This is a genomic window from Arthrobacter sp. NPDC093128 (genome assembly GCF_040683875.1).
Classification (GTDB): Bacteria; Actinomycetota; Actinomycetes; order Actinomycetales; family Micrococcaceae; genus Arthrobacter.
The window spans coordinates 1-12,893 of sequence record NZ_JBFBEY010000050.1 but is presented as its reverse complement, the minus strand read 5'-3'; the positions used below and the strand labels follow the sequence as shown (position 1 = coordinate 12,893).

Genomic DNA, 12,893 nt, shown 5'->3' with positions numbered 1-12,893 from the left:
GTCATCTCCTCCCGCCACGGCATGGCCTACCTTGCCGAGGCCTACACTGGCTGGCCCGGCAGCAGGTAAAGCCGAGCGCAGAATCGACGCCCCCACCACTCCACGGCGGCGGCATTTCAACCCAATGCAACCTAAACCGGAAGTGTGATCCCGTGAAATACATCAAGCTCCGTGACCTCACCGTCTCCGCCATCGGACTGGGCTGCATGGGCATGTCCCATATCTACACCGGCCATAGGCAAGCCGAGAAGGACTCGATCCGTACCATCCATCGTGCGGTTGAACTGGGGGTGACTCACTTCGACAGCGCAGAGATCTACGGTCCGTACAAGAACGAAGTGCTTCTCGGTAAAGCCCTGAAGGGCCGGCGTGACCAGGTCGTTGTTACGTCAAAGTTCGGCATGGTCTCTCACGTTGGAAATGCGGGCCCTTTAGACAGTTCGGCAGAAAACATCCGGGCGGCGGTGGAGGGCTCCCTCACCCGCCTTGATACGGACTACATTGACCTCTATTACCAGCACCGGGTCGACAAATCCGTGCCTATCGAGGAGGTCATCGGCACGCTGAAAGAACTCATCGCTGAGGGCAAGATCCGTCATATTGGCCTCTCTGAAGCCGGCCCGGACATCATCCGCCGGGCTAACTCGGTGCACCCCATCACTGCGCTTCAGTCTGAATACTCACTGTGGACACGTGACGGTGACGACGGAACCTTAGAGCTGCTGAAAGAGCTGGGCATCGGTTTTGTGCCGTACTCTCCACTCGGTCGAGGCCTCCTCACCGGAAGAATCCGGTCCCTTGACCAGCTGGATAAGGATGACTGGCGCTTGAGCAACCCCCGTTTCATGAACGGTGCACTGGAGAAGAACCTCCTTGTGCTGGAAGAAGTGGAGGCCGTCGCTGAAGAAGCAGGAGTCACTCTTTCGCAGGTCGCGTTGGCTTGGCTGCTCAGTAAAGGTGATGACTGGTCGCCCATTCCTGGCACGATCCGTATCTCCCACCTCGAAGAAGATCTACTCGCCCTGGACGTGAAGCTCACCCCGGAACAAGTCGTTGCCCTCGATAACGTCACGCAACCTGTGGGTGACCACCACACTGCCTCACAGATGAAGATTTTCGACCGGGTGAATACCCTCAAAGACCAACGTGGGAATTAGGGTCATGACCACGCATCCCAAGATCGCAATCATCGGTCAAAATGAGACCGGGTCCCAGATTGCCGATGGACTCACGAGGGCCGGTGCCAGTCTCTTGAGATTTGATCCCGCCTTGAAGTCTCCTGCCGGAAGCCTTGAGGAGGCTGTGTCAGGTGCTGACGTGGTCCTCGCCCTGGGTTCTTCCGCGGGGCCGGCACGTATCGCACAACGAGTTGTTCCCCTGCTCAGGGAGGATGCGCTCTATGCAGATCTGAACACCGGCACACCCGCAACGAAAAGACAGCTCGCGGCACTCTTCCCGGCTGGTTCCTTCGTGGATGTGGCCGTCGTGCAGCAGGATCCCGTTCCGGCCGAAGGGCCCATGATGGATGTTGCCGGTACCGGAGCCCAAAGACTGATAGAGCTGCTCGAACCCTTTGGCCTGACCCTCAGGTATGTTTCAGAGGTTCCGGGCGAAGCGACGGCGCGCAAGCTCATCCGCAGCCTGCTGGCCAAGGGAATTGCAGGGGCTGTCATTGACTGCCTTTGGGCCGCCGAAAGCATGGGCCTGCAGAGTTGGGCTTACCAGGAAATCCTGGAGGAATTCGAAGCCAGCTCTGGGGAGACAGCCCAGCAGTACTTGGCTGGTACTGCTCAGCACATCAAGCGTCGGCAAATTGAAATCATGGATGTGGTGGCGATGCTCAACGAGACCGGGTACGAAAGCACCATGCTGGCCGGGATCGAGTTCAACTACGGGCGCATCCTGCACGGAAAGAAGATTCCGTTCAGTAAGCGCCCGTAGTCCGGCTTTCTAAATGTGAAGTGTAGTGACCGGTCCTGGCGTAGGACTGGAACCTCGGGTTCTTCGTGGGTTGCCAGTCCGGCGCCGTCTCCGCACCAGGGTGCGGGGGGTGTGGACTGCGAGAGCCACATTTGAAGGTCTGGAGGTTCCAGCCATGAATAAGCGTACTTACGTCGGTTTGGATGTCCATGCACGCAGCGTGTAGGGCTGCGCGATCGACGGCGAGACCGGCGAAATTCTTCGGCAGAGCCTAGCCGCCAACGATGCCGGGATCGCTGAGTGGGTGGCCGGGCTGCCGGGGCCCGTTCTGGTTGTCTATGAGGCAGGTCCGACGGGATTCGGCTTGGCCCGGCTTTTGGCCGCCCGCAGGGAATGCGTGGTCGCGGCCCCGTCGAAGCTTCAGCGGCCGCCCGGAGCCCGGGTCAAGACCCATGCGCGGGATGCTGAGCGTCTGGCCCGGTTGGCCCTGCTGGGTCAGATAGCCCCGGTGCGGGTCCCAAGCCGGTCGGACGAGGCTGACCGTGATCTGGTGCGTGTGCCCGCGAGGACCTCGAAGCTCTTGCTGGTCTGGGCTACTTGGGCGGATCTACCTGGACCGATGCTCACTACACGTGACTGCACTGGCAATGGTTCGAGGATCCTGCCTTGCGGGCAGCATGAGGCCACTATGGAACCCTCGCCGCTGCGGTTCACCGGAGCAGTGGTGGACGGATAGACGTGTGCCGTTCCCGGCCTCTGTCCGGATGGCTCGGCAGCGTGGAGGAGACCCGCGATAGTCCTCTGGAGAACCGGCAATCAACCGGTGACGCCCGACATTCCTAAACCAGCGGCACCCCTTCAGTCGAACACCTCGTCCTACCAACCCGCGAACATCAGCATGACAGCGCCTCACATCGATCACGACGCGCCAGCCAAACGGACCAAGCACAAGGAACGGACACAAAAGAGCGGTCCAGGACAACTAGCCCTGGACCGCTCACCCTTGCCCTTTTGACACCGAGCACTCACATATCAGTACTCGAGCTGCTGTTGCAAGGCGTCGAGCACCACATAGCAGGGAAGAACCTGTGCCACGCTGGAGTTGGGCTCGCGCTTTTCCTTGATGGCGGCGACGAACTCGCGGTCCTGCAGCTCGATGCCGTTCATCGATACCGCCACCTTGGAGACATCGATGGCGGTTTCCTTGCCGTCGACGAGGTCGTCGTACCGGGCGATGTAGGTGTCGGTGTCGCCGATGTAGCGGAAAAAGGTCCCGATGGGTCCGTCGTTGTTGAACGAGAGTGAGAGCGTGCAAATCTTGCCGTTCTCGCTTTGAAGCTGGACGGACAGGTCCATGGCGATGCCAAGTTCAGGATGCTTGGGTCCCTGGACGGCGTTGGCCTTCACAATCTTCTCGCCAGTCTGGTACTGGAACAGGTCGACTGTGTGGGCAGCATGGTGCCACAGCAGGTGATCGGTCCAGGAGCGGGCCTGGCCGAGGGCGTTGGTGTTGGTCCGGCGGAAAAAGTACGTCTGCACATCCATCTGCTGGATGGAGAACTCGCCCGCGGTGATCCTGTTGTGGACGTACTGGTGCGACGGGTTGAAACGCCGCGTGTGGCCGGCCATGGCAATAAGGCCGGCTTCCTTCTGGGCATCCACGATCTCCTGTACACCAGCCAGTGAGTCTGCCATGGGGATTTCGACCATGACATTTTTGCCGGCGCGCAGGGCTTCCAGGGTCTGGGCGTGGTGCATTTGGGTTGGGGTAGCGAGGATGACCCCGTCGAGGTCATCCTGCGCCAACAGCTCGGAGTAGCTGGTGAAGGCGCCTTCCGCCCCGTACTTATCGGCTACTTCCTTGGCTTTTTCCAGCGTGCTGTGGGCAACGTACTGGATTTTAGCGTCAGGGATTTGGGTGAGGGCATCGAGGTGCTTGTGGCCGAAGGCGCCCAGGCCTACGACAGCGAGATTGACGGTCATGCTGCTTCCTTCGGGGTCAGGATCAGGTGTCCAACGGATGTGTTGGACGCCGGTACGTGGTTGAAGCGGTAAACCTCGTCGACTTTGTCGCCGAGGGCGCCGCGCATGATGAGCCACATGATGAGTTCAACGCCTTCGGATCCGGCTTCCCTCATGTATTCGAGGTGGGGTTTGTACTGGAGGACTTCGGGTTCGTTGATCAAGTCGTCCATGAACTTCTGGTCCCAGGGCAGGTTTATCAGACCTGCGCGGGCGCCTTGGATCTGGTGGCTCATGCCGCCGGTGCCCCAGATCTGAACATTGAGGTCTTCGTCGAACTCTGCCACCGCCCGTCCGATGGCCTTGCCGATGGAGAGGCAACGTTCGCCGGAGGGCTGGGGGTACATCACGACATTCACGGCCAGAGGAATGACCTTCGTGGGCCATTTGTCCGGGGTGCCGAACATGAGCGACATGGGCACCGTCAATCCGTGGTCCACCTCGAGGACGTTCAACACTGTCAGGTCGAAGTCATCAAGGATGAGGGAGGCGGCGAGGTGGGTTGCCAGCTCCGGGGCGCCTTCTACCGGGGGGACCGGCCGCGGTCCATATCCTTCATCGCAGATTTCGAATGATTCGGCCACTCCGACGGCGAAGGTGGGCATGATTTCCATGCCGAAGTAGGAGGCGTGGTCGTTGTAGACGATGATCGCCACGTCGGGGTTGTTGGTCTTGATCCAGTTCTTTGAGAATTCATATCCCTCGAACATGGGCTTCCAGTAATCCTCCTCGGTGCGGCCCATGTCGATAGCTGCGCCTACTGCGGGCACGTGGCTGGTCGCGATGCCGGCGGTGATTTTAGCCATTATGCTTCGCCTCTTTCTTTCTTTGAGCGCCAGCCTTCGATGGTGCGGCCGCCGGCCAGCATCATCGCCTGGTACTGCTCGACGTTCATGTCGGTCATGGTGCTCACGGCCTGGACGTATGACAGTCCTTCGGCCGCGAAAATTTTGGACAGGAAGTAGACGTTTCCGCCGTTGTCGAGCATTTTCTGGAAGTCACGGGTGAGGACCGCCTGCTTTTGGTCCTCCGTCATCTCCCACTCGTCCAGGTAGGAGCGCTCATCGGCGAGGAACCTCTTGCGGTTCTCCTCCTTGCGAAGGCTCATGCAAAATTCGTTGAAATGGAAACCTTCGCGAGCTTTTTCGATGGTGAAGATGGTCGTGCCGGGAAGGTCCTTGAACTGCTCAAAATCGGGCTTCATCATCAGCTCCAATAAATGTTGTTGGGGTTGGTTACGAGCAATTTCTCCTGCAGGGCCGGGGTCGTTGCTATCGACGGGACATAGTCGACGAGGATTCCGTCGTCGGGCATCTCTTGTTTCATGTTCGGGTGGGGCCAGTCGGTCCCCCATAGAACACGGTCGGGGAACTCCTCCACCACGGTCCTGGCAAAGGGCACAACATCGGCGTAGGCCGGAGCTCCATTGACCGTGATGCGGTCCGGGCAGCTGACCTTGGAAATGACGTTTGGGTTCTCCTGCATGAAGCGCAGGAACTTCGCAAACTCCGGGCCGTCCACCGGTTTGGTGACGTCGGGACGGCCCATGTGGTCAATGACAATAGGGATGTTCAGGGATGTGAAGAAGTCCCACTTCTCCCGCAGGTCTGCGGGCTCGAAGTAGAGCACCACGTGCCAGCCCAGGGGACGGATTTTTTCGATGATTTCGCGGTAGTACTCGTCCGGTTTGGGATCAACCAGGCGCTTGACGTAGTTGAATCGAACACCGCGTACTCCGAGTTCATGCATCCAGGCTAGTTGTCCCGGCGTTACCTCGGGCTTGACGGTGACCACGCCGCGTGCTTTGTCGTTCGAGCGTTCCAGGACGTCCAGGAGAGCCGAGTTGTCTGAACCGTGGCAGGTTGCCTGGACAACCACGTTCTTTTCGAAGCCGAGGAAGTCCCGCAGCGCGAACAGTTGGTCCCTGCTGGCATCGCAGGGCGTGTATTTGCGTTCGGGGGCGAAGGGGAAGATGCTGCCGGGGCCAAAGACGTGGCAGTGTGCGTCGACGGTTCCGGCAGGTACCCGGAATTTGGGCTTGCTCGGGTTAGGGTGCCAGTCGAGCCAGTCTGCGTCTTTCACAAAGGTGGGCGTGTTCATCAGACCAAGGCCTCCAGCCTTTGCTTGAGGCGGGGAAAGACTGCTTGGGCGTTGATCGCGAAGATCTGTTCGCGCTCCTGGTCGGAGATGTCAGCGGCGTCGATGTAGCGCTTCGTATCGTCAAAGTACTCGCCGGTCTGAGGATCAATCCCGCGGACGGCACCGATCATTTCAGAACCGAACAGGATGTTTTTGTTGTCGATGACGTCAAGGAGGAGGTCGATGCCTGGCTGGTGGTAGACGCAGGTGTCAAAGAACACGTTGTTCATGAGGTGCGTATCGAGGCCAGGCTGTTTGAGCATGTCCGCGAGGCCGCGGTATCGGCCCCAGTGGTAGGGAGCAGCGCCGCCGCCGTGCGGGATGATGAACCGCAGGGTCGGAAAGTCAGCGAACAGGTTGCCTTGGAGCAGTTGCATGAAAGCTGTGGTGTCCGCGTTCATGTAATGCGCGCCGGTCGCATGGAAGTTGGGGTTGCAGGACGCCGAGACGTGAATCATTGCGGGAACGTCGAGCTCTACCATTTTCTCGTAGAGGGGGTACCAGTACTTATCGGTCAGGGGCAGCGAGTCCCACTTCCCGCCGCTGGGGTCGGGATTGAGGTTGCAGCCGATGAATCCGAGTTCGTTGACGCAGCGTTCTAGCTCCTTGATCGACTCTGTCAGGTCTGCCCCGGGGGACTGCGGGAGCTGGCAGACCCCCACGAACGTCTCGGGGAAGAGATCTACGACGCGTTTGATCAGGTTGTTGCAGGCGGTAGTCCATTCGACGCTGATGCGCTGATCACCTTCGTGGTGACCCATGGCGGAGGCCCGTGGGGAAAAGATCGTGAGGTCGATACCGCGATCGTTTATGAGGCGCAGCTGGTTGGACGCGATGGACTCAATGATGCTCTCGTCGGAGATGGTCGGGTAGGTGGGGCTGGGCTGACCGGCCTTGAAGGCTGCGAGTTGATCAATCCTCCACTGGTTGTGGAGCTCCGGAGCGGTTGTGTAGTGGCCATGGCAATCGAGGATCATGTGATCTCCCAAGTTGATTGAGGAACGAAGATGGAGCCCGACATCAGCATTCGGGCGGTGCGAAGCAAGGCGGATTTGGTGACGACTGGCTGGCCCGATGAGGTATCCACGTCCATTTGGACTGTGAAAAAGCCGGAGGGGTGCTCGACATCAACCTCAACGCCGGCATCGGAGTTGCTGTGGTGTGCAGCCGGGTCACCAGTTTGGGCGGCGACGCTGCCTTCGAGCATGCAGGCGGTGGCGACCGAAACGGCACCCAGCACACCGATGGATTCATGGACCCGATGGGGGATGAAGGTGCGGGTGCTGACGAAACCGCCTCCTTTGGCGGGGGCCAGCAGGCTCATCTTGGGAACCGTCTTGCTGGTGACATCACCGAGGTTCATCAAGCGCCCCACGTCCAGGCGAATCTCTTCCAGCCGGGCCCTGAGCTCGGAATTCGCTTCAAGCTCGGCGGGTGTCTCATAGCCTGTGATGCCAAAATCGGAGGCCTTGAGGCAAACCACCGGCATGCCGTTGTCGATACAGGTCACCTCCACCCCTTTGACGACGTCCACCACATTGCCGGTGGGCAGAAGCGACCCACAGCTTGAGCCGGCGACATCTTCAAAGTTGATGGTGATCGGTGCATGCGTTCCGGGAACGCCGTCGATCCGGGCGGAACCAGCGTAGTTAACCACTCCGCCCGGGGTCTCCACGAAGGCGGTGGCTTTCGAATCGGTGTTCACCATGTAGATGGAGACCGCCGTGATGTCATCAGCGGCAGGAATAAGGCCCTTTTCCAGGGCGAACGGACCGACGCCGGCCAGGATGTTGCCGCAGTTCTGTTGGTCGCTGACCTCGGCGCGGTCCGGCCAGACCTGCAGAAACAGATAGTCCACGTCGATCCCAGGGCGGCTGGACCGGTTGATGACAGCCACTTTGGATGTGAGAGGGTGACCGCCGCCCATGCCGTCGATTTCGCGTGGATCCGGTGAACCCATGGCTGCCAGCAGGAAGGCGTCCCGTGCACCGCGGTCATCGGGCAGGTCCTCTGCAAGGAAATAGAGCCCTTTTGAGGTGCCACCACGCATCACCGTGCAGGGCACCGCCACTTGGGTACTGCTCATTTCGCGTAGTCCTCGTAGACGAGACCCTTGGCGGCAAGCTTGTCGCGCATGTCGTAAATGTCCAGGCCCAGCTCACCCGATCTAAGACGTGCCCGCTTGGCAGTCTCGTTCGCTTCACGCTCACGGCCCTTAGCGAGGACAGTTGCCGCGTCCTCGCGTCGAACTACACAGACACCATCGATGTCGGCCACGACCACGTCGCCAGGACGCACCAACTGGTTGGCGACCACGATCGGAACCTGTACGTTGCCGACAGTCTCCTTCACCGTTCCCTGCGCGCCGATGGCCTTGGACCACACTGGGAAGCTCATCTCGGTCAACGTGTCGACGTCACGAACGCCGGCATCGATGACGAGGCCCCGCACGCCATGCGCTAGGAGACTTTCCGCTAGCAGGTCACCCAAGTATCCGTCCTCGCAAGGGCTTGTTGGGGTTACCACCAAAACGTCCCCGGCCTGCGCCTGCTCAACAGCAACATGGATGGACCAGTTATCCCCCGGAGCAACCTCACAGGTGAGCGCATTCCCTGCGATCTTCGCCGGGAAGATGGGCCGAAGGCGGATATCGAGCAGGCCAGTCCGGCCTTGGGATTCATGAACTGTGGCGACACCCAGCTCTGCAAGCCCATCGACGATCTCGAGGGGGGTACGCGGGGTACCGCGGACTACTCGTGCCATGATTCTCCTTTGAATACCGTGCAATGCCTTTTGGTATAGAGAACGTCATGGTCACAGGTCATTCCAAGGAGCATTCCGCTGAACGGAAGGGAAAGTTCGGCGCTGCTCTGCGAGCGGCAACTGGGATGTGCCCAAACAAGTTGGGGCCTGTCCCGAAAGCAGGCTCTTTCAGACGGTTAACCGCAGGGGATGGCCCCGCGGTGGCTATGCGCCACCTGCCGGTAATCGCAAGGAGCCTCGCTCCGACCCGCGCCAAGGGCCTTACTGCGTCGTGGGGGATCAGCGCATTCCGTGACTGTGGGCTGCGGCAATGGCTTCGGTCCGGGAGCGGACCCCAAGCTTCTTGAAGACATTCCTCACGTGAAATTTGACCGTATTCTCGCTGATGGTGAGCGCCGTGGCGATGGTTCGGTTCCGGTGTCCGGCTGCCAGGTGCTGCAGGATTTCGAGTTCCCGCGGGGCTAGATTCCAGCCGGTGATATCCCCTTTTGGTCCAATCGGTGCATCCAAAGGCAGTGTCACTGAGACATCAGCGCCCCACCCCGTCATCACGTCCATCTGCATGGTTCCTGCCAATGCCTGCACGCGCCGGTCCAGGCGCCCCATCGTGGATGCATCAGCTGAAAGCGCCCCATTCCCGTCATCTCGGATGTTGATCAGAAGGTTGTCGCCGTCGCAGTCCCACTGCGCCCGGATTCTTCGTACCTCCGGTTGCTCCATCATGGCCAGCACCAGCCCCCGGACGACGGCGCGCGCCGCATGCGCAACTTCACCTGGGAGTGCCCGCCCATTGAGGGGAGGCTCAATGAACTGGACCTCGATACCACTGAAGCGGGTCAGCGGCCGCAGGTCCTCCTGGAGGCGTACGAATGCCTGGGCCACGGGTTCCTCCACCAGATCCGTAGTGCGGTCGCTGACAGTTCGCAGTGCCACGAGCGCTTTGGCCGTCATATCGGTGACCGTCGACCGTGCGGACGCATCATCCAAAGATGGTGAGCGCAGGGCAGCGAGAAGCGTCTCAAGAGTTGTGGAGTGCATGTCTACGAGCTCGGCCGTCACCCGGACGCGTTCGGCTGACGCCGCGCGCGATTCCATCAGATAGGACGGCGGCGCATCGGCCACTTTCTCCTGAATCCTGCGTGCCGCGATATGCCACAGGTATTCGATCAAGTCGAGCGCAGATTCAACCGCAACCGCTGCGGGGTCCGGATCGGTGATGACGAGCAGCGCACGGCTCGGTGCGTACCTGATCGCCATCACGGAACGAATATCATCCGCCAGTTCGGCTTCCCCGAGCCAAGGTTCGTCATCTGACAGGGAGGAGCGCAGCTTCTCCAGGTCAGCAATGGAAACCCGGGTGATGATCCCTTCCTCCCCAGCTTTTTTCTGCGGCCGGCCGGTGCAGTCTTCGGTAAAGATAACGAGCGCGCTGTTGCTCACATATGGAATCAAGACGTTGCGGAGCTGCTCTGCAATGTGCGTAAGTGGCGCCTCGGCCAGGGCCGAGATGGCGCGGAGAAACGGGCTCTTTGCATCCGGGCACGCCGGCCTGGTTACCGCCGCTGGCTGGTTTGTAAGGGTGGTCATCCGTCAAGAGTAAACCCCATTGCTGTAGGGCGCCTATCCAAAAGGGTAGTCGGAACCATCATAAAAAAGCGTTATGCCTATCCCTTTGATCCGCGACGATGGATACATGTTCGGGAATATCCGGACGGGCCACCATCGGGCACATGACTGAATCGAAGGATGGAGAACCGTGAGTACGACAGCCATTGAGGCGTCAGCCGCGGACGAGACGGCAAACGCACTTGCACATAATCTGGCAATGGTCCAAGACGAAGTCACCCAGACAGCAGCCGGGATCGACCAGCAGAAATTGGCGGAGCTTACATCGCACATCGGGAGTGCCGACCGCATCTTTGTCGCCGGGGCTGGCAGGAGCGGCCTGGTCCTTCGGATGGCGGCTATGCGATTAATGCACCTGGGGCGTACCGTTCACGTTGTCGGCGACACCACGACCCCGGCCATATCGGCCGGCGACCTGCTCCTGGTTGCTTCCGGTTCCGGAACCACATCTGGAGTGGTCAAAGCCGCTGAGACTGCTGCGAAGGCTGGCGCCCGGATTGCCGCGTTCACCACAAACCCGGCATCTCCGCTGGCCACGCTGTCAGACGCGCTGGTAGTCATTCCTGCTGCTCAGAAAACCGATCACGGATCGGCCCATTCCCGCCAGTACTCCGGAAGCCTTTTCGAACAGGTGCTTTTCCTCGCAACCGAGTCCGTTTTCCAGACGCTCTGGGACAACACCGACGAACCGGCGGAAGAGCTCTGGCTCAGGCACGCAAATCTCGAATAAGAACCCCCTGCATTTCCCTCATAACGCAATAGATCACTAAAGAAAGACACAACATCATGAAGCTTCAGGTTGCTATTGACCTTCTCACCACCGACGCTGCCCTTGAACTGGCCGGCAAGGTTGCCGAGTACGTTGACATCATCGAACTCGGTACGCCTTTGATCAAGGCCGAGGGACTCTCCGTCATCACTGCCATCAAGCAAGCACACCCGGACAAGATCGTTTTCGCGGACCTCAAGACCATGGACGCAGGCGAACTGGAGGCCGACATCGCCTTCAAGGCTGGAGCCGACCTGGTCACCGTGCTCGGCGCAGCCGACGACTCCACCATTGCCGGCGCTGTCAAAGCCGCCAAGGCCCACAACAAGGGCATCGTCGTTGACCTCATCGGCGTGGCAGACAAGGTCACCCGCGCCAGGGAGGTCCGTGCGCTGGGTGCGAAGTTCGTAGAGATGCACGCCGGCCTGGACGAGCAGGCCAAGCCAGGTTTCGACCTGACCGGGCTGCTCCGCGCCGGAGCTGAAGCCCGCGTTCCGTTCTCAGTGGCAGGCGGCGTGAAGCTCGACACCATCGCCGCTGTCCAGGAGGCCGGCGCAGATGTCGCAGTCGCCGGCGGTGCCATCTACGGGGCAGCCGACCCGGCCCTGGCAGCGAAGGAACTCGCAGCAGCCATCGCATAACGGCGACTCACTCTCAGCTGCGGCGGCCAGCACCTGTGGGTGCAGGCCGCCGCATCCTTGCCCTTTAGTAAATATGACGCTGCCTACGATCGCCCCTTCGCGCTCGGTTGCGTTACAACCGAACATGATGACTAACCCCTAGCACCCGGAAGGAGCCCCCTTTGAGTCAGCATCAGAATGACCTGTCCAGACGTGCGAGGCCCCCGGGAATGTACCGGAGTTGGGAACTCTTCAGCCATGGCGACCGGGTCGATATTTGGTCCAGGGATTCATTCCTGTTTACGGCCTATGTCGATGAATCCAGCGAGGACGGTCAAGTTTTATGGGCTGTCGAAGAGCGAACCGGCGCCCGCCGGCTATTTCTGCGCAGCGATTACGTAACCCTGTATCCCGTGTAGCATGCCGGCCGGCAGGGCTCCGTCGGATCTGCCCCGCACCAATCGCTAATCCGAAGGAACGAAGAAGCCCTGCGCACGCAAACTGCCGAGCACATAGAGAGGTCTTCGTCGCTTTCAGGAGGCAGGTCCACGATTTGCTGTCCGGAGCAGAGGAACTTCTTCGCTTGAGAGCTATCGCTGTCGGTGACGTGGGAGTCCTGGTGACTCCACACAATCCGTACCTCTACACGCTTGCGCTCAGCGACAGTGTCCGTTGAAACCCACGAATTTTCACACTCCTGAATTGCTCCATAGAAGCTGTACACGCGCAGTAGCCGGGGGAAGCCACAGAAAGAGCCAATGCCTTACAACGCCTTTGAAACTAGAGCGGACTTCATACGTAATCCGCTCCGCGACCGCCGGGATCGCCGGCTGAACCGGATCGCCGGTCCGTCATCGCTGGTGCTCTTCGGGGTGACCGGTGACCTTGCCCGCAAGAAGCTGATGCCGGCTGTGTATGACCTGGCCAACCGGGGGCTGTTGCCGCCGAGCTTTGCCCTGGTGGGCTTTGGCCGGCGGCAGTGGGACAACGAGGACTTCGCCGCCGAAGTGAAGTCATCGGTCCAGGCGTACGCC

The 12,893-nt window shown here is 60.2% G+C and carries 12 protein-coding genes and 1 pseudogene; 5 read left to right on the top strand and 8 right to left on the bottom strand.

Translation table 11 applies throughout. The features are described from left to right. The first annotated feature begins 152 nt into the window (after positions 1-152). Together AB0N24_RS27015 and AB0N24_RS27010 are read left to right on the top strand one after the other, a co-directional pair. A complete protein-coding gene (locus AB0N24_RS27015; protein WP_364131552.1) occupies positions 153-1,157 on the top strand; it encodes an aldo/keto reductase in 1,005 nt (334 codons plus the stop codon). Positions 1,158-1,161: 4 nt separating this feature from the next. Further along, positions 1,162-1,941 carry a hypothetical protein gene (locus AB0N24_RS27010; RefSeq protein WP_364131549.1) on the top strand — a complete coding sequence of 260 codons (780 nt, stop codon included), beginning with the start codon at positions 1,162-1,164 and terminating at the stop codon, positions 1,939-1,941. A 1,011-nt stretch (positions 1,942-2,952) separates the two neighbouring features. Here AB0N24_RS27010 and AB0N24_RS27005 read toward each other — a convergent pair. From AB0N24_RS27005 to AB0N24_RS26970, 8 genes are all read right to left on the bottom strand, one after another. Then, positions 2,953-3,903: a Gfo/Idh/MocA family oxidoreductase gene (locus AB0N24_RS27005; RefSeq protein WP_364131547.1), complete on the bottom strand. Its 951-nt coding sequence runs from the start codon at positions 3,901-3,903 to the stop codon at positions 2,953-2,955. Next, positions 3,900-4,748, bottom strand: a complete 849-nt coding sequence (locus AB0N24_RS27000) for a class III extradiol dioxygenase subunit beta (protein ID WP_364131544.1) — start codon at positions 4,746-4,748, stop codon at positions 3,900-3,902. Before AB0N24_RS27000 ends, AB0N24_RS27005 begins: the two co-directional genes overlap by 4 nt. Beyond that, entirely contained in the window at positions 4,748-5,146 is a 399-nt protein-coding gene (gene ligA, locus AB0N24_RS26995; RefSeq protein ID WP_364131541.1) for a protocatechuate 4,5-dioxygenase subunit alpha, read from the bottom strand. Before ligA ends, AB0N24_RS27000 begins: the two co-directional genes overlap by 1 nt. A 2-nt stretch (positions 5,147-5,148) precedes the next feature. Beyond that, positions 5,149-6,042, bottom strand: a complete 894-nt coding sequence (locus AB0N24_RS26990; RefSeq protein ID WP_364131539.1) for an amidohydrolase family protein — start codon at positions 6,040-6,042, stop codon at positions 5,149-5,151. Continuing rightward, complete coding sequence (locus tag AB0N24_RS26985; protein WP_364131537.1) at positions 6,042-7,058, bottom strand: amidohydrolase family protein; 1,017 nt, start codon at positions 7,056-7,058, stop codon at positions 6,042-6,044. Before AB0N24_RS26985 ends, AB0N24_RS26990 begins: the two co-directional genes overlap by 1 nt. Next, the gene (locus AB0N24_RS26980; RefSeq protein WP_364131535.1) at positions 7,055-8,167 is read right to left on the bottom strand and encodes a 4-oxalomesaconate tautomerase; all 1,113 of its coding nucleotides are present in this window, start codon (positions 8,165-8,167) and stop codon (positions 7,055-7,057) included. The genes AB0N24_RS26985 and AB0N24_RS26980 overlap by 4 nt, the downstream gene beginning before the upstream one ends. Next, positions 8,164-8,844, bottom strand: coding sequence for a 4-carboxy-4-hydroxy-2-oxoadipate aldolase/oxaloacetate decarboxylase (locus AB0N24_RS26975; RefSeq protein ID WP_364131532.1), 681 nt, complete (start codon positions 8,842-8,844; stop codon positions 8,164-8,166). Before AB0N24_RS26975 ends, AB0N24_RS26980 begins: the two co-directional genes overlap by 4 nt. A gap of 279 nt (positions 8,845-9,123) precedes the next feature. Further along, a complete protein-coding gene (locus tag AB0N24_RS26970; RefSeq protein WP_364131530.1) occupies positions 9,124-10,431 on the bottom strand; it encodes a helix-turn-helix transcriptional regulator in 1,308 nt (435 codons plus the stop codon). Positions 10,432-10,669: 238 nt separating this feature from the next. Here AB0N24_RS26970 and hxlB point away from each other — a divergent pair, with 238 nt between their 5' ends. The 3 genes and pseudogenes from hxlB to AB0N24_RS26955 all read left to right on the top strand — a co-directional run. Further along, positions 10,670-11,200, top strand: a complete 531-nt coding sequence (gene hxlB / locus AB0N24_RS26965; RefSeq protein WP_364131555.1) for a 6-phospho-3-hexuloisomerase — start codon at positions 10,670-10,672, stop codon at positions 11,198-11,200. Between the two features lie 56 nt (positions 11,201-11,256). Continuing rightward, positions 11,257-11,880, top strand: a complete 624-nt coding sequence (gene hxlA, locus AB0N24_RS26960) for a 3-hexulose-6-phosphate synthase (protein WP_364131527.1) — start codon at positions 11,257-11,259, stop codon at positions 11,878-11,880. A 737-nt stretch (positions 11,881-12,617) separates the two neighbouring features. Then, positions 12,618-12,893 (top strand): annotated as a pseudogene (locus AB0N24_RS26955) (glucose-6-phosphate dehydrogenase); the annotation flags it as partial.